The sequence below is a fragment of the Actinoalloteichus hoggarensis genome, from assembly GCF_002234535.1.
GTDB lineage: Bacteria > Actinomycetota > Actinomycetes > Mycobacteriales > Pseudonocardiaceae > Actinoalloteichus_A > Actinoalloteichus_A hoggarensis.
Window position 1 is genome coordinate 227,029 of the sequence record NZ_CP022521.1, and the last position, 22,526, is coordinate 249,554.

Sequence of the window (22,526 nt, forward strand, 5' to 3'; positions counted from 1 at the left end):
CGCCTGGTGTGTCGCCGGGAGGCGAGCATCCGAATAGTCAGGAGAGCACCTGACACGCCTCGGCGGCGACGACCTTCTGGGCGTCGGAGGCGCGTTCGAGGGCCTGGGCCAGGCCGACGGCGTCCGCCGGGCCCAGGACGGCGGTCTCGCCGGGCGGCGTCACGACCGCCACGCGGTCACCCAGCACGAGGACGGTGAGCTGCCGGTCTCGCCCCGAGGCGTCCGAGCAGTCGACCCACCAGCGCAGTGTCTCGTCCGGTCCGGCGTTCATGCCGTCTCCATTCATCGCTAGTAGGGCCGGGATAACCTGAATTGTATTCACAGTACTGGCGTCCGGTTTCACGGCGATCGTTCGGCCGGTGCCCGACGGATGCCGACCCGCCGCCTCGGTCGGCGCCGTGACCCGCGGGGCGCCGACGTCGAACAGCGGGGCGGATCGTGCCCCGGCCCGCCCCGACTCGACCTGCCGGGGCGGGAGAAAGGCGCCGTCGCCGGGCGTCGGCGTCGACCGATTCCGCCTCAGCGGTGCGCGCGGTTGACGGCCGAGACCACGGAACGCAGCGCGGCCGTGACGGTGGAGGTGTCCACGCCGACTCCCCACAGGAGCCGGTCGCTCACCGCGCACTCCACATAGGACGCGGCCTTCGCGTCGTCCCCGCCGGTGAGGGCGTGCTCCACGTAGTCCAGAACCCGGACGTCGTATCCGATCGTCGCCAGCGCGTCGACGAAGGCCGAGATGGGACCGTTGCCGGAGCCGGTGATCTCGCGCTCCTCGCCGTCGACCACCACTGTCGCGATGATCTGATCCTCGTCCCCACCGCTCACCCGATGCCTGCTCAACCGCAGCGGCGCCGTCGGCTCCAGATACTCGGTGGCGAACACGTCCCACATGGCCTTCGGGTCGACCTCGCCGCCCTCGGAGTCGGTGACCGCCTGCACCAGCTTGGAGAACTCGATCTGGAGCCTGCGCGGCAGCGACAGCTGGTGCTCGGTCTTCATGATGTAGGCGACGCCGCCCTTGCCGGACTGCGAATTGACCCGGATCACCGCCTCGTAGCTGCGGCCGACGTCCTTCGGGTCGATCGGCAGATACGGCACGGCCCAGCGGAAGTCGTCGACGGCCGTGCCCGTCGCCTCGGCCTCGGCGCGCAGCGCGTCCAGCCCCTTGTTGATCGCGTCCTGATGGCTGCCGGAGAAGGCGGTGTAGACCAGCTCACCCCCGTAGGGATGCCGCTCCGGCACGGCGAGCTGGTTGCAGTACTCGACGGTGCGACGGATCTCGTCGATGTCCGACAGGTCGATCTGCGGATCGACGCCCTGGCTGAACAGGTTCAACGCCAGCGTGACCAGACACACGTTGCCGGTGCGCTCCCCGTTGCCGAACAGGCACCCCTCGATGCGGTCGGCACCCGCCTGGTAGCCCAGCTCGGCGGCGGCCACCCCGGTGCCCCGGTCGTTGTGCGGGTGCAGCGACAGCACGATCGAGTCCCGGCGGGCCAGGTTCCGGTGCATCCATTCGATGGAGTCGGCGTAGACGTTGGGCGTGGCCATCTCGACCGTCGCGGGGAGGTTGATGATCGCGGGACGCTCCGGCGTCGGCTGCCAGATCTCGATCACGGCGTTGCACACCTCGACGGCGTAGGACAGCTCCGTGCCGGTGTAGGACTCGGGGGAGTACTGGAAACGGAACTCCGTCTCGGGGTACTTCTCGGCGAACGCGGCCACCAGCTCGGCGCCGTCGGTGGCGATCTTCTTGATGCCCTCGCGGTCGTTGCGGAAGACCACGCGGCGCTGGAGGATCGACGTCGAGTTGTACAGGTGCACGATCGCCTTGTGCACGCCCTCGACGGCCTCGAAGGTCCGCTCGATGAGCTCCGGACGGGCCTGGGTGAGCACCTGGATCGTGACGTCGTCGGGGATCGCCTCGTCCTCGATGATCTCGCGCACGAAGTCGAAGTCGGTCTGGCTCGCGGCGGGGAAGCCGACCTCGATCTCCTTGTAGCCCATCCGGACCAGCAGGTCGAACATGCGCCGTTTGCGGGCCGGGGACATCGGGTCGATCAGCGCCTGATTCCCGTCCCGCAGGTCGACGGCGCACCACTGCGGGGCCGAGCGGAGCGTGACGTCCGGCCAGGTGCGGTCGGGCAGTGTGACCTGCTCCACCTGCTCCGCGAAGGACTGATAGCGGTGGAAGGGCATCGAGCTGCCGCGCTGCGGGTTCCAGGCAGGCTGGTCGGCAGGCGCCGGACGGGACGGGACGCGCAGCCTGCTGCGGCCGGTGCTGAAGGCGTCGGGCGCGGAGATGTCGGAGTGGCTGGTCATGACGGGTGTTCTCCTACTGATGCCGGGTACGACGACCGACGGCCTCGAACTCCGCGCCGGGGAGCCGGTCTGGTCAGACCCCGTCGCGGCAGCGAAGCAGGAGTGCGCGAGCCACGGACGAGAGGCTAGCCGACCGGGCCGTCCACGCGAAAGCCGTGGTCCAGATGGTGAGAGGAGACGGACGACGACCTCGCCGCCGCTGAGGCGGTCGCGCCGCCTGCCGAAACTCCGCGCGGACGCTGGGCCGGACGGGGAGTGTACGGCGATCGGATGGTGAGAAACACTCATCTCATGGCGGCATCGAACCGTGGAAGCAGTGGACTGGCCGGATTGATCAACGCTGTCGGCTTCGTCCTGGCAGCCGTGCTGGTCGCGAACGTCCTCCTCGTCCTGCTCAACGTGGACTCGAGCATCGAGGTGGTCCAGCTGATCGGCAACCTCGCGGACTGGCTCTCTCTGTGGTGGCCCGGTCTGATCCAGGTCGACGACGCGACCCTCCAGGTACTGGTGGATCACGGCATCGCGGCGCTCTTCTGGGTGGTGGTCGCCGGGATCCTGGCGCGCGCGTTCGGCTGAGCCGGGGGGGGCGATCCGGCCGACGGCGGCTGCGCCGTGCGGCCCCTGGGCGGCCGAGCTCGAACGCCGCTCGTGCTCCTCAGAACGCGGGGGTCCCCCAGGCCTCCCCCGAGACGAGTTCGTCGAGGGCTCGGCGTCGACGGGGCTTGGCGTCGCGCTCCCGCAGGTCCAGCGGGCCGGTGTCCGGCTGTGCCAACGTGCCGACGGCGATGGCCACCCGGGGCTCGACGCTGTCGGGCAGCCCGAACTCCTCGGCGATCGCCGCCGCGTCGAACCCCGCCATCTGGTGGGCGACCAGCCCCTCCGCGACCGCTTGGAGCACGAGGTTCTGCGTGGCCAGCCCGAGGCCGTATTCGCCGTAGGGCAGCGGACGCCCCTCTTCGTCGAGCACGACGGCGACGCCGATCACCAACGCGGCGGCGGCAGGCGCCCAGGCCTTGTTCCCCCGCGACAGCGTGGCGGCGATGCGATCGAAGGTCTCGGTGCCGCGAATGCCGACGAGGTAGCGAGCGGGTTGGCTGTTGCCCCAGGAGGGTGCCCAGCGCGCCGCCTCGAAGAGCGGACGCAGCTGTTCCATCGTCAGCTCGGCCGTGGGATCGAGGTTGCGCGGGCTCCACCGGTCCGCGATGAGCGGGTGCAGCGCCGCGCTGCTGTCCGCGCGGTGATCGGAGGTCCCGCTCGGGACGGTCGGCTTGCTCACCAGGGAGTCCTTCCTGCTCAGGGTTGTCGCCGGTCAGGGTAGCGATGCTCGAGCCCGGGCGACGACGTCGTTCACCCGGTGGAATCCGGCGGGCCGTTCTCCACCCGCGCCCGCCGCGAACATCCGCGCGAACGGCCCCCGGCGGCCCGGCCGGGAGGCCCGCCTGTGCCGAGCCTTCGAGGACGCTCGCGGGTCGTCGAGACTCAGATCGCGTACGGCCAGGCCACGAGCGCATAGGCGCCGAACCACGAGCCGGCCAGCGCGGCGGCCGCCACGACCGCCACCGCCGTGCCGGGTCGGCGCCTGCCGAGGCCTAGCGCGACGGGGATCAACAGGGTGAACGCGGGCAGCAGCAGCCGTGCCTTGGAGTTCATCAGTCCGTTCGAGCCGAGATCCATGACCAGCACGCCCGCCCCGTAGACCACCAGCGGCCAGGGCAGGCGCATCCGCACGGCGACCACGGTGGAGACCACCCCCGCGATCAGGAGGGCGACCGTGCCGACCTCCAGCACGGACTGGCCGCTCGCGAGCACCTCCGTGGTGAAGCGCAGCGTCGCCGCGCCGCCGTCGAAGCGGGAGTCCCAGCCCGCCTGCTGCACGTCGAACCAACCGGTCGGGGAGCCGGTGCGCACGGCGACCCAGCCGAGATAGCCGAGCATCCCCAGCGGGGCGAGCAGCCCCGCGACCCAGGGCCGCCACCCGTCCCGGCGATGCAGCACCGCGACCAGCGCCGCCAGCCCGACGGCCAGGATCAGGGCGGCGGCGGTCGGCCGGACCAGTCCCGTCGCGGCACAGCACAGGCCCGCGAGCAGCCAACGGCGTTCCACGACGCCGACGAGCGCCCAGGCCGCCAGCGCGCAGAACAACGCCTCGGAGTACGCCATCGACAGCGCGATCGACAGCGGGGTGCAGGTGAAGAGCGCCACCAGGATCAGCCCGACGCGGCGCGAGTCGGACACCGAGGCGGCCAGCCGCATCAGCGCATAGGCGCAGGCCACCCCGCTCAGCAGGCTCACCAGCAGCGCGGCCGGGACGGCCTCGCCGCCCGGGACGGCGTCCAACAGCCGGACCAGGGCCGGATAGCCGGGGAAGAACGCCGTGGAGGTGTCCTCGGTGCGACGACCGAAGGCGTCGTACAGGTCCGGCGAGACGTCGGAGTACCCCCGGGTGGCGATGCTCAGGTACCACTGGCCGTCCCACGAGGTGCGCGCGTCGATCGGTGACACTCCGTGTCGATCAGCCGCCCAGCCGAGGACGATCAGGCCCAGCTGGCGAAGTGCGAGGTAGACCACAGCGGGCGCCGCGAGCACCGCGAGCCGGGCCGTTCGGGGATGCGTCGCGGCCCAGTCGGCGAGCCGCGCGGCGATCGACGGTCTTGCCTGCTCAGACCCCCGGCCGTGCGAGGGGTCCGAACGTGCGTCCTCGGCCGTCGACGTGGCGGACAAGCCGGTCCTCCCCAAGGTCGGTTGATCGGGGGGTCAAGGCTAGTCGGAGCCCTGGGAACTCGGGTTATCCGTGAATTCTCTGTAGGCTGACCTGGCAGCGGAGCGACCTCGCGGGGGCTCGATGCTGTTGTCATCGAGTCGACGTCCGGGGTCGCATCAAGGCTGATCTTCAGGAGGTTCGAAGACGTGGCGCTCGTCGTCCAGAAATACGGCGGTTCCTCTGTCCAGAGTGCCGACCGGATCAAACGGGTGGCCGAGCGCATCGTCGAGACCCGCGACGCGGGCAACGATGTGGTCGTCGTGTGCTCGGCCATGGGCGACACGACCGACGAGATGCTCGAACTGGCCAAGCAGGTGTCCCCGAACCCGCCGGAGCGCGAGATGGACATGCTGCTCACAGCCGGTGAGCGGATCTCCAACGCACTCGTGGCGATGGCCATTCACGCGCTCGGCGCGGAGGCCAGGTCGTTCTCCGGTTCCCAGGCGGGCGTGATCACCACTCCGGTGCATCAGAAGGCCAGGATCATCGACGTCACCCCCGGCCGGGTCCAGCAGGCCCTCGGGGAGGGCGCGATCGTCCTCGTCGCGGGCTTCCAGGGCGTCGCACAGGACACCAAGGACATCACCACGCTCGGCCGAGGCGGCTCCGACACCACCGCGGTCGCGCTCGCGGCGGCGCTGAACGCCGACGTCTGCGAGATCTACACCGACGTCGACGGCGTCTTCAGCGCCGATCCTCGGATCGTGTCCGACGCCAAGCACCTCCAGACCATCACCTACGAGGAGATGCTGGAGATGGCGGCCTGCGGTGCCAAGGTGTTGATGCTTCGCTGCGTCGAGTACGCCCGCCGCTACGGGGTACCGGTGCACGTCCGTTCGTCGTACAGCAACAAGCCCGGCACCCTGGTGTCCGGCTCAGTGGAGGATCTGACCGTGGAACAGGCGATGATCACCGGCGTCGCACACGACCGCTCCGAGGGCAAGGTCACCGTGGTCGGCGTGCCGGACGCGCCGGGCGTGGCAGGCCGGATCTTCCGGGTCGTGGCCGACGCGGAGATCGACATCGACATGGTGCTGCAGAACGTCTCGGGCACCTCGTCCGGGCGGACCGACATCACCTTCACCCTGTCGAGGGACAACGGCCCGACGGCGGTCGCGGCACTGGAGCGGCTGCGTTCCGAGGTCGGCTTCGAACAGGTCCGGTACGACGACCGGGTCGGCAAGGTGTCGCTGGTCGGGGCGGGCATGCGCTCGCATCCGGGCGTCACCGCGACCTTCTGCGAGGCCTTGGCCAACGCGGGCGTGAACATCGAGATCATCAACACCTCGGAGATCCGCATCTCGGTGCTGATCAGGGACGACGATCTGGACGTCGCGGTCGGGGCCATCCATGAGGCCTTCAACCTCGGCACCGACGAGGAAGCCGTCGTGTACGCGGGTTCGGGCCGGTGAGAGGAGCAGTGAACACTCCGGTGACACAGACGACGGGCGACGACACGAGACGACCGACGCTGGCCATCGTCGGCGCGACCGGTGCCGTCGGCTCGGTGATGATCGACATTCTCGACGGCCGCGAGTCGGTGCCGTGGGGGGAGATCCGGCTGATCGCCTCGGCGCGCTCGGCCGGGAAGAAGATCACGGTGCGCGGGCGTGAACTGACGGTGCGGGCACTGGCCCCGGAGGTCTTCGACGGCGTCGACGTCGCGTGCTTCGACGTGCCGGACGAGATCTCGGCCGAGTGGGCGCCCGTGGCGGCGGCGCGCGGCGCGGTGGCGGTGGACAACTCTGGTGCCTTCCGGATGGACCCGGAGGTGCCGCTGGTGGTGCCCGAGGTCAACGTGGACGACGTCGCGCGGCGGCCGAAGGGCATCATCGCCAACCCCAACTGCACCACGCTGTCGATGATGGCCGCGATGGGCGCGCTGCACCGGGAGTTCGGGCTCCGGGAACTGGTCGTGGCGTCGTACCAGGCGGTCTCCGGCGCGGGTCAGGCAGGCGTCGACCGGCTGTACGCGGAGCTCGCCGCGGTGGCGGGCAAGGACGTCGGCGTCCGCGCGGGTGACGTGCGGGAGGCGTTGACCGCCGCGGGCCTCGTGCAGGCCGACTCGCCGTTCCCGGCGCCGTTGGCGCTCAACGTCGTGCCGTGGGCGGGCTCGCTCAAGGACGACGGCTGGGCGTCGGAGGAGATCAAGGTCCGCAACGAGTCGCGCAAGATCCTGGGCATCCCCGATCTGAAGGTCTCGGCGACCTGTGTCCGGGTGCCCGTGGTGACCACGCACTCGGTGGCGGTGCATGCCGTGTTCGAGCGTCCGGTGACGGTGGCCCAGGCTCGCGAGGTCTTCGACGCGCAGCCGACGGTCGTGCTGCTGGACGATCCGGAGAACGGCGTCTACCCGACTCCCGCCGACGTCGTCGGCGGCGACCCGACCTATGTGGGGCGCATCCGGCAGGCGCTGGACTTCCCGAACGCGCTCGACTTCTTCGTCTGCGGCGACAATCTGCGCAAGGGCGCCGCCCTCAACACCTACGAGATCGCGGAGCAGGTCGTGGCGGGCTGATCTTCGCCGCGTCTCCTCCTCTGCTGGTCGGCCGCCGGGTTCTCCCGGCGGCCGATCCCGTCTTCGGGGGCGGACCCGGGCCCGGGCCGTCCGCCGGCAGGGTTCGGGCCGCCGGGGTTTCGGACCGCACGGCTCCGGGCCGCTCGACGCCCGTCTGGCGCCTGAAACAGATCGGAACCGACCAATTTCTTGACTTATTCCAGTTTAGCTGGTGGACTGTCCTCCGTATGGCTCCCACCACGGCACCCAGGCAGGGCCGCGACGCGGCTCCCGACCCGCGCGACGCACTGCGCGGCGTCGGTCTGCGAGTGACGGCTCCTCGGCTGGCAGTGCTCGAATGGCTGGCCCGACACCCGCACTCGACGGCGGAACAGGTCGCCACCGCCGCGCGATCTCGGCTCGGCGTCGTCTCCACCCAGGCCGTGTACGACGTGCTGCGTGCCTGCACCGACCGAGGTCTGCTCCGGCGGATCGAGCCCGCGGGACACCCGGCCCGCTTCGAGACCCGCACGGGCGACAATCATCACCATCTGGTCTGCAGGCAGTGCGGGCGCACTGTCGACGTCGACTGCGTACACGGTGACTCACCGTGCCTGGAGCCTTCCGACACGGCGGGATTCGTCGTCGACGAGGCGGAAGTCGTCTTCTGGGGCCGGTGTGCCCCCTGTTCGGCCGAGTGACGGCCGGGCAGATCACCCTGAAGCGAACAAGGAGGTTGGGCGCGTGACCGACGCACGCTTCACCACGAACAACGTGGGCATCCCGGTGGCGAGTGATGATCACTCGCTGACCGCAGGCCCGAACGGCCCGATCCTGCTGCAGGATCACTACCTGATCGAGAAGAACGCGCAGTTCAACCGCGAGCGCGTGCCGGAGCGGGTCGTGCACGCCAAGGGCGGCGGCGCCTTCGGCTTCCTCGAGGTCACCGAGGACGTCAGCCAGTACACCAAGGCGGCGCTCTTCCAGCCCGGAGTCAAGACCGAGGCGCTGACCCGGTTCTCCACCGTCGCGGGCGAGCTGGGCTCCCCGGACACCTGGCGGGACCCGCGCGGTTTCGCGATCAAGTTCTACACCAGCGAGGGCAACTACGACCTCGTCGGCAACAACACGCCGGTCTTCTTCCTGCGGGACCCCATCAAGTTCCCCGACTTCATCCGCTCCCAGAAGCGTCGGGCCGACAACGGGCGTCGGGACCACGACCAGCAGTGGGACTTCTGGACGCTGCAGCCGGAGACGGCGCACCAGGTGACCTGGCTGATGGGTGACCGGGGAATCCCGAAGACCTGGCGGCACCAGAACGGCTACGGCTCCCACACCTACCTGTGGGAGAACGCGGGCGGTGAGAAGTTCTGGGTCAAGTACCACTTCAAGACCGACCAGGGCATCGACTTCCTCACCTCCGGCGAGGCGGCGACCCTCGCGGGTGAGAACGCCGATCACCACATCGCCGACCTCTGGGACGCCATCGTCGCGGGCGACCACCCGAGCTGGACGCTGTACGTCCAGGTCATGCCGTACGAGGACGCCGCCGACTACCGGTTCAACCCCTTCGACCTGACGAAGGTGTGGCCGCACGGCGACTACCCGCTGATCAAGGTCGGCAGGCTCGTGCTGGACCGCAACCCGGAGAACTACTTCGCGCAGATCGAGCAGAGCGCGTTCGAGCCGACGAACCTGGTGCCGGGCATCGGGCCGTCGCCGGACAAGATGCTGCTGGGGCGGATGTTCTCCTACCCGGACGCGCACCGCTACCGCATCGGGGCGAACTACGCCCAGCTGCCGGTGAACCAGCCCAAGTCGCCGGTCAACTCGTACTCCAAGGACGGCGCGATGCGCTACTCCAACCCGGGTGACCCCGTGTACGCGCCGAACTCCTACGGCGGGCCGCACGCGGACGCACGGAAGGCGGGCGAGACCAGCGCGGCGTTCGGCGTGACGGACGAGATCGTCCGGTCGGCCTACCGGCTGCACGCCGAGGACGACGACTTCGGGCAGGCCGGCACGATGGTCCGCTCCGTGCTGAACGACGACCAGCGTGCTCGGCTGGTGGCCAACGTCCAGGGCCACCTGAGCAACGGCGTCTCGAAGCCGGTCCTGGAGCGGGCGCTGCAGTACTGGCGGAACGTCGACAAGGGCCTGGGCGACAAGATCGCCGCTGCCTTCGACGGCAGCTGACGCGACTCCCCTCGATCCTGTGGGACCCCCAGCCGCAGGATCGAGGGACCTGGGGACGGCGATGGCCGTCCGGCGGCCCGGCGAGCTCCCCCTCTCGCCGGGCCGCTCCGTCCCGCCTCCATCACGTCGCCGTCGGGCGGCCGCACGCCGGCGCGCCGCAGGCCGCGCGCTCGCGGGACGGCGCGGATCTCACGGAGGGACGCGGCCGGCCGATGGTCGGCGACTTCGACTTCCGCTCGGGCTTCCGCCTTCTCGACGGCGAACGATGTCGGTGTCCGTGGCCGAGTGAGATGTCCCATACCAGCTGACCACTCGTCGTGTCCGGCGCTGTCGGTCACTCGGCCCGGCCGGCTCGAGGCACCGGGCGGGGCCGCCGCGCCGTCGGGAGCACCGCGAGAGGTCGTCGGCCGCGTCTCGCTGCTTCACGCGCCGGGGCGGCGGGGAGGCGGCCTCAGGCCAGCGGTCGCAGGCCCGGCAGGTAGCCGGACTCCCTGCACCAGGGGCAGGGCCGCAGGTGGTGGACGGTGCGTCCCACGTCACCGAGCAGCGCCAACGCGGGCTCCACGATCTGACCGCTCCCCTCGCAGCTCGGGCAGACGGTGGAGAGCTTGGGCCGCGGTCCTGGCAGGGTCGACTCGAATTGCTCCTCGCTCACTCCTGCACAGTAGGCCGGGCCGGCCTCGCGCCCCAATCCTCCGACCGCCGTGCCCCCTTGCGGCCATGACCCTGGGACGAGCGGGAACGGCGTCGCCACCGGGGGAGATCCGCCCCGATGCCTTGACCTACAGCAAACTTGAGGTTTTAGTCTGTGGGCGTGAGCCGAACCGTGTCGATCGCCATGGGCGATACATCGAGCCCCGCCCGACCCGACGCCGAACGGGTGCGGTGCGCGTGAGCATCCGGGTGGTGGGCATCGGCGGATCGATCCGGTCGGACTCGCAATCGGAGCGCACCCTGAGCGCGGTCCTCGCGGGTGCTCGGCAGGCAGGCGCGGAGACGACGACCCTCGCCGGAACAGACCTGGTGCTGCCGTTCTACGACCCGTCGGTGGCCGAGCGCACGGACGGCGCGCGCCGCCTGGTCGACGTCCTGCGCAACGCCGACGGCGTGATCCTCGTGTCGCCGGGATACCACGGCACGGTGTCGGGCCTGGTGAAGAACGCGCTCGACTACGTGGAGGACCTGCGCGGCGACGCGCGGCCGTATCTCGACGGTCGAGCCGTCGGCTGCGTCGGCACCGCGCAGGGCTGGCAGGCGGCCGTCAGCACCCTCACCGCGCTGCGGTCCATCGTGCACGCGCTGCGTGGCTGGCCGACGCCGCTCGGTGCCGCGCTGCACGCGGGCGAGGTGCGGTTCGACGAGCACGGGGCCTGCACGGACGCCAAGACGGCGGGCACCCTGCACGCCATCGGCGAGCAGGTCGTCGACTTCGCCCGCCGCAGGCACGGCTGATCGCAGGCGGCCCATGCCGCGCCTGCCTGCCGGCAGGCGCACCGACCGCGCCTCGGCCGGTGACGGTCGGCACGGCGCGGTCGTGAGCGGACAACGGCCCGACGGCAGGCGTGGGCTCGCGGCTTGCCGGTGCCGGTGAGCGGATCGACGTTTCCGCGACCGCGCGTCCTGCCGCCACCGCTGTCCTGCCGTCGCCGTCCGCCCCTGCCGCAGCCGCCGTCCCACCGGGCTGGTGCTGCGGGTGGCGACGCCCGAGCACGCGTTCGCCTTGGCGCCGTCGCCGGTCGGAAGGCGGCACCCGGTGCTTGGGGAGTCCGGGTTCATCCCGCCGTCGAGCCTGGTCAGGACCAGTCGGAGCCGTCTCGTCGAAGGGACCCCGCCTACGTCGATCCCCGGGCGCCGACGTCGTCGGCGTCAGACGGAACGCATAACCGCCCGGCCGGACGGGTACTCCCACCCTTGAGCGCAGGAGGCCGCGCGGTCGGCCGGTGCGGAAAGGATTCTCGTCCAGCGTCTGGAGGCCTTCACCATGAGCCCGCTGTACATCGCAGAAGCCGTGTCCACCGGGCAGGGCCGAGACGGCGAGGTGCGCTCCTCGGACGGCGTGATCGACGAACGGCTGTCCAGCCCGACAGAACTGGGTGGTCCCGGCGGTGCGTACACCAACCCGGAACAGCTCTTCGCCGCGGGTTACTCCGCCTGCTTTCACAGTGCGCTGCGTGCCGCGGCGGCCAGGTCGGGAACGCCGTTGGAGCGCAGCGAGGTGACGGCGCGGGTGGGCATCGGCAAGGACGAGGCCGATGGCGGCTTCCAGCTGTCCGTCTCGTTGGAGGCGAGACTGCCCGAGTTGAGTCAGGCCCAGGCCGACGAGGTCGTCGAGGCCGCGCACACAGTCTGCCCCTACTCGAAGGCCACGCGGGGCAACATCGACATCACGGTGTCCGTCGTCGTCTAGACCGCAGGCGACCGACCTCCGTTCCATCGTGGGCATCGTGCACTCCACTGAATCCGTCACGAGAAGGTGTGAGGACCCATGAGCAAGAACTCGATCAGCAGCCCGTTGACCAGCCCACTCGGTGACGGTGAGCGTGACGTGACCTGTCACGCCCTCCAGGCCACGCTGCTCGAACTCATCGATCTGCACCTGCTGGGCAAACAGCTGCACTGGAACGTCGTCGGGGTGAACTTCCGGTCCGCGCACCTCCAGCTCGACAAGCTCGTCTCCACGGCACGTGACTTCGCCGATGACGTCGCGGAACGGATGTCGGCGCTCGCCGTGTCGCCCGACGGCCGGGCGGCCACCGTGGCGCAGGGCAGCGGACTCCGCCACGTGCATGCGGGCTGGCGTTCGGTGGAGCAGGTGGTCAACGACGTCGTCGAGGCGCTCAGCGAGGTCGTGCACCGGCTGCGGGCACGCATCGACGAGACGGAGAAGACCGACCAGGTCACGCAGGACCTGCTCATCCAGATCACCGCGAAGCTGGAGAAGGCGCGGTGGATGTGGCAGACGCAGCAGCAGAAGTAGACGACAGCCGGGAGAACGGCGAGCAGCTCGGGCCGGACGCGAACGCGTCCGGCCCGAGGCGTGTGCGGTCTCGGGACGGCCGCGCCGCGGCCGGTCGAGGTGACACCCGGGTCCCCGGCGCCCCGTCGGGAGGCCTGCGGTGTCCGCGCCCGCACCCCGTCGCCCTCGCGTAGCGGCGGACGCCCCCGCACCGCCGTGCCCGCCCGGCCTGGCCTGCCTCGGCGCCGTCGAACGCCGTCCGATCGGAGGGCGGCTGCTTCCGTCGGGTACGACGCCGAGCGCTTCGGACGGTCCTTGATCGAGCAATCCTTGACAGGCGCGACTGGTCTAGTCCATTTTCGTGATGCGGATCACCGCCGCGTCCGGTCTGCCCTGTCAAGGAGACGACATGCGAACTCGGGTCCGAAGTCTCATCGCCACCGCGGTGGGAATCCTGTTCCTACCCCTGATCGGAGGCGGTCCAGCGGTGGCGGATCAAGCCCCCGCACCCGGTGCGACACAGGCCTGCGCGGCGCCCGCCTGGAACGCGGGAATCGCCTACGTGGCAGGCGATCGGGTCTCGCACGGCGGCGCCGAGTGGCGCGCCAAGTGGTGGACACAGGGCGAGACGCCCGGAACCACCGGCGAGTGGGGCGTCTGGGAACACCTCGGCGCCTGCGGCGGGCCGGAGGAGCCGGGTGAGCCCGCCGACCCGGGTGCCATCGCGGTGGCGCCCTACCTCTACTACGGCTGGGGCAACCCGCCGAGCGCCGTCGAGGTCATGAACGCGACGGGCGTCGAGTGGTTCACGATGGCCTTCATCCTGTCCTCGGGCGGCTGCACCCCGTCCTGGGACGGCCAGCGACCGCTCACCGGCGGGATCGACGAACAGCGCATCGACGAGATCCGCGCGGCGGGCGGCGACGTCATCCCGTCCATCGGCGGCTGGAACGGCAACAAGCTCGGCGAGTCCTGTCAGGACGCCGCCTCGCTGGCCGCCGCCTACCAACAGGTCATCGACGCGTTCGACCTCAAGGCGATCGACCTCGACATCGAGAACACCGAGTTCTACGGCGAGGTCACGCAGCAGCGCAACATCGACGCGCTGTCGATCATCGCCAGAGACAACCCGGATCTGCTCATCTACATCACCATGGGCACCGCCGTCTCCGGCCCGGACTCCAACGGGCGCCGGCTGATCCAGAAGGGCGCCGCGGCAGGCCTGGACGTGGACGGCTGGACGATCATGCCCTTCAACTTCAACGGCAGCAGCGAGATGGGACAGGACTCCATCCGCGCCGCCGAAGGCCTGCAGGACGCCGTGCGCGCCGCCTACGGCTACTCCGAGACCGAGGCCTATCAGCGCATCGGCATCTCCTCGATGAACGGCATGACCGACCAGGGCGAGACCGTGACCCAGCAGCACTTCCGCGAGATGCTCGGGTATGCACAGCAGCACGGGCTCGCCCGGCTCACCTTCTGGTCGGTCAACCGGGACCGACCGTGCACCGGGGGCGACGTCTCGGCATGCAGCGGCATCGGGCAGCGGCCCTGGGAGTTCACCGGCATCCTCGCCGAATACCTGGACTGACGTCGACCGCGGCACCGGCATGGCCGCCTCGCCACCGCCCGTTCGCGGACGGGGCGAGGCGGCCTTCCGCCACCGCGACGCGTCTCAGACGACCGGGGAGGCCAGCCCCAGTGCCCGCCGGGCGAAGTGCACCTCGGCGACCCGCTGCCGCAGCGACTCCGAGATGACCAGCGACCCGTGCCCCGCGTCGAAGCGGTACACCTCATAGCCCACGCCGCGCTCCGCCAGTCGATCCAGGTAGTTGTCGATCTGCCGGATCGGGCAGCGCGGATCGTTCTCACCCGCGAGCACCAGCACCGGGGCGCGCACCTCGTCCACATAGGTCAGCGGCGAGCACTCCCGGTACCGATCGGGCACCTCGGCGGGCGACCCGCCGAACAGCGCGCGGTCGAAGGCACGCAGCGGTTCCATCTCGTCCTCGTAGGCCGCCAGGTAGTCGGCGACCGGAACCGCCGCGACACCCGCCGCCCAGCGCTCCGGTTGCGTGCCCAGCGCGAGCAGCGTGAGGTAGCCGCCCCAGGAGCCGCCCTCCACCACGCACTTCGCCGGATCGGCCAGCCCCGTGCGCACCGCCCAGTCGTGGACCGCGGCGACGTCCTCCAGCTCGGTGAGGCCGGGCCTGCCCTCGATGGCGTCGCGCCACTGGGACCCGTACCCGGTCGAGCCTCGATAGTTGACGTGCACCACCACGAAACCCGCGTCGACCCAGAGCGCCCGGTGCGCCGAGAACCGGTCCTCGTCCTCCGCGTGCGGCCCGCCGTGCAGGCTGAACAGCGTGGGCAGCGGCCCGTCGGGTGCATCGGCGGGGCGGGTCACCAGGGCGTGGATCTCACCGCCGGGGCCGGGCACGAACGCGTCGGTCAGTGCCACCGACGGCGGTGCGGGCTCCCCGGGCGGCGTCAGGACGACCTGGTCCGTGCCGTCGGTGAACAGGGCGCGCACCACGGACGGCGAGTGCGAACTGGACCACCCGTACTCCACGGTGCCGTCCGGACGGACGGCGGCCGAGCCGACCGTGCCCGGTCGGGTGTTCAACCGGGTCAGCGTCCCCTCGGCGAGGTCGTAGCGGTACAGCTCGCCGCGTGCCCGGTACTGGTGCGAGATGAGCAGCGAGCGGCCGTCCGGGTACCAGTCCGCCGACAGCTCGCCGGGCAGATCGAGATGCAGCTCCGTCTCGGTGTCGGTGGCGAGGTCCCAGATCAGCAGTTCGGGCCTGCCGCGACGCTCGTGTGACACCAGCAGCCGCTGATCGCCCGCGATCGGCGGGAACACGATCGCGTCGAGTCCCTTGCCCTCACCGTCCCACTTCTCGGCCACCACCGTGTTGTCCTCCTCGCGCGAACCGTCGCCGAGGCGCAGCACACGCAGTGCGGGATGCCGGGAGTCGCCGTGCTCGGAATGCGAGATCGCCAGCAGCGTCTCGTCGTAGGACAGTGCCGCGGCACCGGCGTCGTGCTCACTCTGGTAGACGATGGTCGCGCCGCCGCGCTCGCCCTGAACGCCTCGGTTCACCCAGATCGTCGTGCCGTCGTCGGTCGCCGTGGCGGAGGCGACCAGGTCGCTGCCGATCTCCAGGCCCGCCGGGTAGCCGTCGTGCACCCCCGGCAGGGCCTGCTGCGGCTCTTCGCCGGGCGCCCGACCGCCGAAGGGCTCGACCATCCACTGGCCGAACTCGTCGCCGTCGGTGTCTGCGAACCACCAGATCGTCTCGCCGTCGGGGCTCAACGTGGCATGACTCGTCCCGTTAGGACGGTCGGTCACCTGCCGATGGGTGTCGGTGGCGCGGTCCCAGGCGTAGACCTCCCAGACACCACTGATGTTGGACACGTACAGGTTTCGATCGGGCGCCAGTCGGGCCCAGTCCGGCGTCGAATTGCGCGCCGAGGTGAATCTGGCGCGCCATCGGGCCTCGGCCTCGGGGTCGGTGAAGAGCTGATCGGGAATCTCGGCGTGGGGGTGGATGCTCACCACGCCGATACTGCCGGACGCGAGGGCGTCTTCGGCGCCGGCCCGCACCGCCGGTTCGGGCGGGCGTGGTGCGACTCGGCGCGAGAAGCCGGGCGGCAGCGGCGGAGACGGCCGTGCCCCGCCTCCCCGACATCGCCCGCAGGACCGCGAGCCTGCTCGGTCCGGCGGACCGGGCTCGGCCCGCGAACCGAGCCTTTTTGGCGCACCAGCCCGGCGAACAGGCCGCCGGCCCGGCCCGATGACGATCAGGCCTTCGGCCACCATCGAAGATCACTCGGCTGTATTCGGTGAGCCACCGTCGGGCGGCGGTCGGCCACGCTCGTTCCCGCGCGCGGGCACGGGATCGCTGGGAGGACGGCGTCAGAGCCGTCGGGCCGTCCTGAACGGCCCCGGCGAGGTGATCGCCGGGGCCGCGGGCCGCGTGTCGTCACTCGACCCGACGCGAACCGGGCTGACAGGCCGCTACTGCAGACTGATCAGGAAGTCGAAGAGACCCCTGGTGATTCGAGTCCCCTTGTTGTAAGCGACGTTGCTCGTCCCATAGGCGTGAATCGCGATCGCGAGCTGACTCCCCGAATCGACGATGAAGACCGGAGATCCGCTCTGGCCACCACTGGTGTCGATGGTGTAGAAGAGCTGGTTTCCGGCGGTCTGGCGAATCGGCTCGCCATGCGTCCACATGGTGTTCACGGGCCGCTTCTCGGCGGGATAACCACGAACGTTGGCGTACTGGTCGTTGAAAGAGCCCGTCTGCCACCGCATTCCGATCCAACCGGTGGTGTTCCCGATCTTGCAGTTCAGCCGGATGGCTCCCCAGTCCTGCCTCGGGTCGGCCGACTCCGTCCAGGCGACGTCCGTCCACAGCTGCGTGGCCGAGCAGGTCCCGTAGGGGTACGAGGTTCCGTTCTGGCCGGGTGACACTCGGACGTTGCTGTAGAACGCCGTCCCCCGGCCGGTCCCACCCGGGTGGATGCAGTGGCCTGCGGTCACGACGAGGTCGGGTCCGAAGAGGAAACCGCTACAGGTTCCTCCGCTGGAGCTGACCCTGGCGAAGCTGCGGTTCGGGAACGCCGTGGTCCCGTTGACGCGAGTGCGCTGATCGGTTCCGAACACCGACGACGGCTGCCAGACGGGGTCGCCTGTCGGCACAGGATCGAAGGAGACGTTCGGCCCCGCGTCGGCGATGTCGCCGGTGCCGTGGAACCCCTCCGTCGAGGTCACGCCCGACGAGGCGATGCTCGTGGGCAGGAAGAACTCGTCGGCGGGTCCGTCGACGTCTTGACCGATCGGCTGGGCCTCGGTGTACTCGGTGTACTCGGTGGCGATACCGGAGGCCTCATCGGCCTGCGCGGTCGTCGTCACGGTCAGTGTGGGAATGACGGCCATGCACAACAGTGCGGCCACGGTTCTCGTCTTGATCTGCATTCCAGTGATCCCCCAGTGCCTCATCGGCATGCACGGTCTTCCCGGCAAGCCTGATCCGCCCGCCGAGAACCGTAGAAGAATATCAGCCAGTTGATCACTGATAATCAGGCTTTCGGCGCCGTCCGAAACGCGCTGAGGCGAATGCCGGATACGGCCGGGTGTCTGAATAGGGCGAAATCCGTCATCCGTGGTGCGCACCACGTACGACTCGAACACGGCCGCCGGGACGCCTGCTCCGGTCGAAGCACCGGGTGAGTGCCATGATTCGCTTGGCGACCGCGTCTCGGCAGACACCGACACACCCGCGCGGCCGGCGGGCGCCGTGTTCGCTCGCCGGCCGCCGGTCGGTCACCCGCTCGCCGCTTACGCGACGACGATGGTCACCGAGGCCGTCTCGGCCTTCTCGGCACGAACCGCGTCGCTCGTGCCGCTCAGCGAGTCATGGTCGGCGGAGGCATCCGGATGCGCCTCGGAGTCGCACGTGGTGGAGAAGGTGTAGGTCCCCGAGGGCAGCGTCCAGGCGAAGGCGCCGTCCGCGTCGGAGAAGACGGCCAGCTCCGGGATCTCGACGGCGCCGTCCACCGACTCGGGAGTGATCAGGCACCCCGGGACCGCCTCGCCGCTCACCGTCTCCACCCGGCCCGCGAAGGTCGCGCTGGTGCGGGTCCCTGAGCCCGCGTCGGCGTCGGCGTCGGACACCGGCCGCGCGTCGGACCCGGAGCCGCATGCCGCCAGGAACCCCCCGGCGAGCAGCGCGAGGACGGCGCCCGCGAGCCCGCGGCGCGGCCGGGGCGCCATCAGCGCACCCCGTCGATGAACTCGAACAGACTCTGAGTGATGCGGGTTCCCTTGTTGTAGTCGACCTGCGGTGTTCGGCCGTTGGAGTGAATGGCGATCGCACTGAGATCGTCATTGTAGACCGGTGATCCGCTCTGCCCGCCGACCGTGTCCACCGTGTAATGGAGTTTGTTGCCGAGGGATTGCCGAATCGGGCCGCCGTGAAACCACATGGTGCCTGCCTGCTTGTCGCCTGGATATCCTCGAATGGTGATGTGGGTGCCGTCGTAGGAGGCCGACTGCCAGCGGAACCCGAACCAGCCGGTGGTGTTCCCGACCGCGCAGTCCAACTTGATGACGCCCCAGTCCTGATTCGTGTTGCTGCTGTCGATCCAGGTCTGGTCGGTCCACATCGTGGTGCGTCCGCAGCTGCCGTACGGGAGTGTGCTGCCGTTGCGGCCGGGAGCCACCCGCACGTTGGTGTAGAAGTCGGCGGCGCTGCCTGTCCCGCCCGGATGGAGGCAGTGACCTGCGGTCAGAACGGTGTCGGCGGAGACCAGGAAGCCGCTGCACCCGCCCCGGCCGGTCGCCGTGGTGTGGACGACGGCCCGGCTGGGGAAGGTCGTGGTCACGCCCGCCCGCGAGCGCTGATCGGGCTCGAAGATCGATAATGGCTCGCCGTCGCCAAAGGTCGTCTCCGGCGGGGCGACGTCATCGACGACGCTCGATCCGACATCGCCCGGTCCGCCCGTCCCGGCGAAGAACGAGCGGTTCACGCCGTCGGGTGCGGGTCGCGTCGGCACGTCGAAGGGACTCAGGATTCGCCCGTCGAAGTCCTGCCCGACCGGACGAGCCGTCTCGAACGTCGGTTCGTGGAAATCGGATCGCGAGGACGCGAAGGCAGTGCTCGTACCTGAGGTCAGTGTGATGGTCAGGGCGGCGCATAAGAACATCGAGGCCGCGCGAGGCAGTGTCTGCATAGCCAGGTATCCCCCAATACTCGGCAGTGATCGGCACAGCATCTGAATCGAAACGGAATTCGAGAGAAGTCCCCCTGTGCCGATGATCAGGATATCGATCTCCGTTGCTGTCGACAAGGCCGGACCGCGTCATCCCGTCGTTCGACGGCCGGATTCGGTGAACGAATGGTCGGCCGGGATGCGCGCGGAAGGACCGTCGGGCTCGGCCGTCGGGGCGGTCGGGCAGGCAGGACCCGCCCCGAACGGGTGGCTCGGCCCCGGAGCGAGGGGTGGCAGGCCCCACTGACAGCGGGCCGGAGTCGTCGCAGGCTGATCGTCGACGGAGACCACCGCGGAAGGACCACAGCATGATCAGCCGGCACACCGTCCAGTCGGCGGCCACGCAGGCCGCGGACGTCGGGCGGACTCGCACCCGATCCTCGGGCCGCCCCGCCTCGGTGCGGGCGGCATTCTCGTTGTGGCTGCTGGCGTTGACGACGGGTGTGCTCGAGACCATGCTCGGCATCACAGGCGAACTGATCGGCCCGGAGGGAGCGATGACCGTCGGGGCGATCCTCGCCGCCGCGGGCCTGCGGGTCGTCGTCACAGTCGTGTTCGTCGCGTTGGCACTGCTCATGCGGGACGCCTGGAACTGGGCACGTGTCTGCCTGGCCGTCCTGCTCGGCGGCGTCGGGCTCCTCACGATGGTCGCCGACCCGATCGGAGACCTCGCCTCGGGAGCGTCGGTGGCCGCGGCATTCGGCACCGCGGGACCGCTGGGCGGCCTCTTCGCCGTGGTGCGGCTGGTCCACCTGCTCGCCGTGCCCGCCGCCGTGATCGCGATGTTCCTGCCGTCGGCGAACGCCTACTTCCGACGTGGTTGACGCTCGACGTCGACACCAGGCGCACCGACGCCGGCGCCTCGACTTCTCGGCGCGCTGGTGATCCGGGCGACGGTCCTGCCGACCTGCCTGCACGGGTCCGCGAACTCCCTGCTGACTACCGGACAGCGGACATGCGAAAGGCCCAGGTCTCGGACCCGCACCGCGAGTCTGTGACCTGGGCCTTTCGGCTGGTCGGGGTGACAGGATTTGAACCTGCGACCTCTTCGTCCCGAACGAAGCACGCTACCAAACTGCGCCACACCCCGCCCGCCACGCGATTCTCCCCAGGGGGTCATCGTGCGACGAGACATAGTCTAGCTGATGTCCTGCCCACTTCCGAAACCGGCTGGTACCTGGCTTGCGCGGGCGCTCGGCCTGCCTTCGGACTCCCTGGGCACCAGCGTCAGCAGACTGGCTTCCGGCCGGCACGCGAAACGCACGGGCGCGTACGGCGACGTGCCCAGACCTGCGGAGACGTTCAGCCAGGTGTGCGCCCCCCACCGGGAGACCCCCCTGGCGCGCGAACGATCGATCCCACAGTTGGTGACCAGCGCGCCGTAGCCGGGGACTCGCAGCTGACCGCCGTGGGTGTGGCCGGCCAGCACCAGGTCGTAGCCGTCGGCGGCGAAGGCGTCCAGCACGTGTGGTTCCGGGGAGTGCGTCACGCCCAGCCGCAGCCTGGCCTTCGGGTCGGGTATGCCCGCGATGTCGGCGTACCGGTCCCGCCGGAGGTGCGGATCGTCCACTCCGGCGGCCACGATCGTGTTGCTCTGCACGCTGAAGGTGCGCCGCCGGTGCGTCAGGTCGAGCCAGCCGCGTTCGGAGAGCGCGGCCCGCAGATCGCGCCACGGCAACGGCACGCCGTGAATGCGCTTGGCCGTGCGTGCGGGCAGCAGGTAGCGCGCGGGATTCTTCGGCTTCGGGGCGTAGTAGTCGTTGCTGCCGAAGACGAAGACGCCGCGTCGATCCAACAACGGTCCCAGCGCACGCAGCACCGAGGGCACCGCCGCCTGATGCGCCAGATTGTCGCCGGTGTTGACGACGAGATCCGGTTCCAGTTCGTCGAGCGCGGCCACCCACCGCTGCTTCGACCGCTGGTTCGGCATCATGTGCAGGTCGGAGATGTGCAGGACACGAAGCGGTCGTGCGCCGGGGGACAGGACCGGCAGCGTCGCGTGCCGAAGCGCCCACGCCGTCCGTTCGATGCCGACGGCATAGCCGAGGGCGGCGACGCCGAGCGCGGCGGTCCCGATCAGGGTGCGGCCGATGGTGTTCATCCCGCTCAGCCTAGAAGGCCCGACAGGGCGACGCCGAATCCCGGCACCGCGTCGAGCCGAAGCCGACCGCCGGGTCGTCTCGGCGGGTCGCCTGCCGCTCCACGGTCCCGCTCGGCCGTGACTCGTGAGCAACGCGAGGCCCCGACCGATAGGTTCACCACCATGACAGAGCTGAAAGCACGACTGAGGGCGGAGCTCGTCACCGCGATGAAGGCACGGGAAGCCCTCGTGGTGTCCACCCTGCGGATGGCGCTCGCCGCGGTGAGCACCGAGGAGGTCTCGGGGAAGAGCGCGCGAGAGCTCACCGACGATGAGGTGCTCAAGGTACTGGCCAAGGAGGCCAAGAAGCGCGACGAGGCGGCTGAGGCCTTCGCCGCCGCGGGCCGCCCCGAGCAGGCCGAGGCCGAGCGCGCCGAAGGCGACGTACTGCGTCGCTACCTGCCCGCGCAGCTCGACGACGCCGAACTCGCGGCCATCGCGGAGCAGGCGGTGGCCGAGGTCACCGAGACGCTCGGCGAGCGTCCAGGCCAGCGTCAGATGGGGCAGGTCATGAAGATCGCCACCGCCAGGTCCGCGGGCCGGGCCGACGGCGGCCGGGTGGCCGCGGCGGTACGCGCGCTGCTCCAGGGCTGAGCTCCTACGGGTCCGAGGCCCGCGGCCGACGCGGCCTCGGTCCCGGTCGCGGCGCTGTCGCGGCCTTCGCACCTCGCACGCCGCACCGCGCGATTCATGCCGCGTCTCTCCGACGGGGGTTCGCCGAGCATCGCCCCGGCCGGAGTCATGGCCTGCGGTGGGGCTCCTTCTACGTCCGCCGCGGCCGCACGCCGTCTGCCCGGCGGCGGAGTGACCAAACTGCGTCGATCACCGTGCGGTCGTGCGGTCGTGCGGTCCTGAAGTGGATCGGCCTACGCGG

At 70.3% G+C, this 22,526-nt stretch carries 21 protein-coding genes and 1 tRNA gene; 11 read left to right on the forward strand and 11 right to left on the reverse strand.

What is annotated here, in order from left to right; all coding sequences use genetic code 11:
- Window positions 1–37 precede the first annotated feature (37 nt).
- Both AHOG_RS01020 and leuA read right to left on the reverse strand, forming a co-directional pair.
- The gene (locus tag AHOG_RS01020; RefSeq protein ID WP_093939690.1) at window positions 38–271 is read right to left on the reverse strand and encodes a hypothetical protein; all 234 of its coding nucleotides are present in this window, start codon (window positions 269–271) and stop codon (window positions 38–40) included.
- 248 nt (window positions 272–519) lie between these two features.
- A complete protein-coding gene (leuA, locus tag AHOG_RS01025) occupies window positions 520–2,322 on the reverse strand; it encodes a 2-isopropylmalate synthase (RefSeq protein ID WP_093939691.1) in 1,803 nt (600 codons plus the stop codon).
- Between the two features lie 291 nt (window positions 2,323–2,613).
- Here leuA and AHOG_RS01030 point away from each other — a divergent pair, with 291 nt between their 5' ends.
- Window positions 2,614–2,898, forward strand: a complete 285-nt coding sequence (locus AHOG_RS01030) for a hypothetical protein (protein ID WP_157736565.1) — start codon at window positions 2,614–2,616, stop codon at window positions 2,896–2,898.
- A gap of 79 nt (window positions 2,899–2,977) precedes the next feature.
- Here the strand turns inward: AHOG_RS01030 and AHOG_RS01035 are convergent, their stop codons facing one another.
- Together AHOG_RS01035 and AHOG_RS01040 are read right to left on the reverse strand one after the other, a co-directional pair.
- Window positions 2,978–3,598: a nitroreductase family protein gene (locus tag AHOG_RS01035; RefSeq protein ID WP_093939693.1), complete on the reverse strand. Its 621-nt coding sequence runs from the start codon at window positions 3,596–3,598 to the stop codon at window positions 2,978–2,980.
- Between the two features lie 203 nt (window positions 3,599–3,801).
- Entirely contained in the window at window positions 3,802–5,043 is a 1,242-nt protein-coding gene (locus tag AHOG_RS01040; RefSeq protein WP_245856500.1) for a glycosyltransferase family 39 protein, read from the reverse strand.
- A 186-nt stretch (window positions 5,044–5,229) separates the two neighbouring features.
- Between AHOG_RS01040 and AHOG_RS01045 the strand changes: the two genes are divergently transcribed.
- The 4 genes from AHOG_RS01045 to AHOG_RS01060 all read left to right on the forward strand — a co-directional run bounded on the left by AHOG_RS01045 (window position 5,230) and on the right by AHOG_RS01060 (window position 9,776).
- Window positions 5,230–6,495: an aspartate kinase gene (locus AHOG_RS01045; RefSeq protein ID WP_093939694.1), complete on the forward strand. Its 1,266-nt coding sequence runs from the start codon at window positions 5,230–5,232 to the stop codon at window positions 6,493–6,495.
- A gap of 20 nt (window positions 6,496–6,515) precedes the next feature.
- On the forward strand, window positions 6,516–7,601 hold the full coding sequence (locus AHOG_RS01050; protein ID WP_281258064.1) for an aspartate-semialdehyde dehydrogenase: 1,086 nt from the start codon (window positions 6,516–6,518) through the stop codon (window positions 7,599–7,601).
- A 227-nt stretch (window positions 7,602–7,828) separates the two neighbouring features.
- Complete coding sequence (locus tag AHOG_RS01055; protein ID WP_093939695.1) at window positions 7,829–8,281, forward strand: Fur family transcriptional regulator; 453 nt, start codon at window positions 7,829–7,831, stop codon at window positions 8,279–8,281.
- A 43-nt stretch (window positions 8,282–8,324) separates the two neighbouring features.
- Window positions 8,325–9,776, forward strand: a complete 1,452-nt coding sequence (locus AHOG_RS01060) for a catalase (protein ID WP_093939696.1) — start codon at window positions 8,325–8,327, stop codon at window positions 9,774–9,776.
- Window positions 9,777–10,227: 451 nt separating this feature from the next.
- Here AHOG_RS01060 and AHOG_RS01065 read toward each other — a convergent pair whose 3' ends face one another.
- A complete protein-coding gene (locus AHOG_RS01065; RefSeq protein WP_093939697.1) occupies window positions 10,228–10,431 on the reverse strand; it encodes a hypothetical protein in 204 nt (67 codons plus the stop codon).
- A gap of 236 nt (window positions 10,432–10,667) precedes the next feature.
- Between AHOG_RS01065 and AHOG_RS01070 the strand changes: the two genes are divergently transcribed.
- The 4 genes from AHOG_RS01070 to AHOG_RS01085 all read left to right on the forward strand — a co-directional run bounded on the left by AHOG_RS01070 (window position 10,668) and on the right by AHOG_RS01085 (window position 14,323).
- Window positions 10,668–11,228 carry an NADPH-dependent FMN reductase gene (locus AHOG_RS01070; RefSeq protein WP_093944037.1) on the forward strand — a complete coding sequence of 187 codons (561 nt, stop codon included), beginning with the start codon at window positions 10,668–10,670 and terminating at the stop codon, window positions 11,226–11,228.
- Window positions 11,229–11,757: 529 nt separating this feature from the next.
- Window positions 11,758–12,183: an organic hydroperoxide resistance protein gene (locus AHOG_RS01075; RefSeq protein ID WP_093939698.1), complete on the forward strand. Its 426-nt coding sequence runs from the start codon at window positions 11,758–11,760 to the stop codon at window positions 12,181–12,183.
- Between the two features lie 78 nt (window positions 12,184–12,261).
- Window positions 12,262–12,753 carry a Dps family protein gene (locus tag AHOG_RS01080; protein WP_093939699.1) on the forward strand — a complete coding sequence of 164 codons (492 nt, stop codon included), beginning with the start codon at window positions 12,262–12,264 and terminating at the stop codon, window positions 12,751–12,753.
- A gap of 388 nt (window positions 12,754–13,141) precedes the next feature.
- The gene (locus AHOG_RS01085) at window positions 13,142–14,323 is read left to right on the forward strand and encodes a carbohydrate-binding protein (protein ID WP_157736566.1); all 1,182 of its coding nucleotides are present in this window, start codon (window positions 13,142–13,144) and stop codon (window positions 14,321–14,323) included.
- A gap of 84 nt (window positions 14,324–14,407) precedes the next feature.
- Here the strand turns inward: AHOG_RS01085 and AHOG_RS01090 are convergent, their stop codons facing one another.
- The 4 genes from AHOG_RS01090 to AHOG_RS01105 all read right to left on the reverse strand — a co-directional run bounded on the left by AHOG_RS01090 (window position 14,408) and on the right by AHOG_RS01105 (window position 19,590).
- On the reverse strand, window positions 14,408–16,294 hold the full coding sequence (locus AHOG_RS01090) for a S9 family peptidase (protein WP_376700115.1): 1,887 nt from the start codon (window positions 16,292–16,294) through the stop codon (window positions 14,408–14,410).
- A 459-nt stretch (window positions 16,295–16,753) separates the two neighbouring features.
- Window positions 16,754–17,716 (reverse strand): trypsin-like serine peptidase, encoded by a 963-nt coding sequence (locus AHOG_RS01095; protein WP_157736567.1) that lies wholly within the window; start codon window positions 17,714–17,716, stop codon window positions 16,754–16,756.
- A gap of 363 nt (window positions 17,717–18,079) precedes the next feature.
- Window positions 18,080–18,514, reverse strand: coding sequence for a hypothetical protein (locus AHOG_RS01100; RefSeq protein ID WP_093939703.1), 435 nt, complete (start codon window positions 18,512–18,514; stop codon window positions 18,080–18,082).
- Complete coding sequence (locus AHOG_RS01105; protein WP_211290508.1) at window positions 18,514–19,590, reverse strand: trypsin-like serine peptidase; 1,077 nt, start codon at window positions 19,588–19,590, stop codon at window positions 18,514–18,516. The genes AHOG_RS01100 and AHOG_RS01105 overlap by 1 nt, the downstream gene beginning before the upstream one ends.
- Window positions 19,591–19,820: 230 nt before the next feature.
- Here AHOG_RS01105 and AHOG_RS01110 point away from each other — a divergent pair, with 230 nt between their 5' ends.
- Window positions 19,821–20,336, forward strand: coding sequence for a hypothetical protein (locus AHOG_RS01110; protein WP_093939704.1), 516 nt, complete (start codon window positions 19,821–19,823; stop codon window positions 20,334–20,336).
- Window positions 20,337–20,525: 189 nt separating this feature from the next.
- On the opposite strand, the gene AHOG_RS01115 is transcribed toward AHOG_RS01110, so the two are convergent.
- Together AHOG_RS01115 and AHOG_RS01120 are read right to left on the reverse strand one after the other, a co-directional pair.
- A tRNA-Pro gene (locus AHOG_RS01115) sits at window positions 20,526–20,602 on the reverse strand.
- Window positions 20,603–20,650: 48 nt separating this feature from the next.
- Entirely contained in the window at window positions 20,651–21,613 is a 963-nt protein-coding gene (locus AHOG_RS01120; protein WP_093939705.1) for a metallophosphoesterase, read from the reverse strand.
- A 162-nt stretch (window positions 21,614–21,775) separates the two neighbouring features.
- Between AHOG_RS01120 and AHOG_RS01125 the strand changes: the two genes are divergently transcribed.
- On the forward strand, window positions 21,776–22,246 hold the full coding sequence (locus AHOG_RS01125; protein ID WP_093939706.1) for a GatB/YqeY domain-containing protein: 471 nt from the start codon (window positions 21,776–21,778) through the stop codon (window positions 22,244–22,246).
- Window positions 22,247–22,526 lie beyond the last annotated feature (280 nt).

What these genes read in the sequence shown, in the direction of transcription:
- AHOG_RS01020 (WP_093939690.1), bottom strand. Translation starts at nt 271, where the DNA reads ATGAACGCCGGACCGGACGAGACACTGCGCTGGTGGGTCGACTGCTCG.
- leuA (WP_093939691.1), bottom strand. Translation starts at nt 2,322, where the DNA reads ATGACCAGCCACTCCGACATCTCCGCGCCCGACGCCTTCAGCACCGGC.
- AHOG_RS01030 (WP_157736565.1), top strand. Translation starts at nt 2,614, where the DNA reads ATGGCGGCATCGAACCGTGGAAGCAGTGGACTGGCCGGATTGATCAAC.
- AHOG_RS01055 (WP_093939695.1), top strand. Translation starts at nt 7,829, where the DNA reads ATGGCTCCCACCACGGCACCCAGGCAGGGCCGCGACGCGGCTCCCGAC.
- AHOG_RS01075 (WP_093939698.1), top strand. Translation starts at nt 11,758, where the DNA reads ATGAGCCCGCTGTACATCGCAGAAGCCGTGTCCACCGGGCAGGGCCGA.
- AHOG_RS01080 (WP_093939699.1), top strand. Translation starts at nt 12,262, where the DNA reads ATGAGCAAGAACTCGATCAGCAGCCCGTTGACCAGCCCACTCGGTGAC.
- AHOG_RS01085 (WP_157736566.1), top strand. Translation starts at nt 13,142, where the DNA reads ATGCGAACTCGGGTCCGAAGTCTCATCGCCACCGCGGTGGGAATCCTG.
- AHOG_RS01095 (WP_157736567.1), bottom strand. Translation starts at nt 17,716, where the DNA reads ATGCAGATCAAGACGAGAACCGTGGCCGCACTGTTGTGCATGGCCGTC.
- AHOG_RS01100 (WP_093939703.1), bottom strand. Translation starts at nt 18,514, where the DNA reads ATGGCGCCCCGGCCGCGCCGCGGGCTCGCGGGCGCCGTCCTCGCGCTG.
- AHOG_RS01110 (WP_093939704.1), top strand. Translation starts at nt 19,821, where the DNA reads ATGATCAGCCGGCACACCGTCCAGTCGGCGGCCACGCAGGCCGCGGAC.
- AHOG_RS01120 (WP_093939705.1), bottom strand. Translation starts at nt 21,613, where the DNA reads ATGAACACCATCGGCCGCACCCTGATCGGGACCGCCGCGCTCGGCGTC.
- AHOG_RS01125 (WP_093939706.1), top strand. Translation starts at nt 21,776, where the DNA reads ATGACAGAGCTGAAAGCACGACTGAGGGCGGAGCTCGTCACCGCGATG.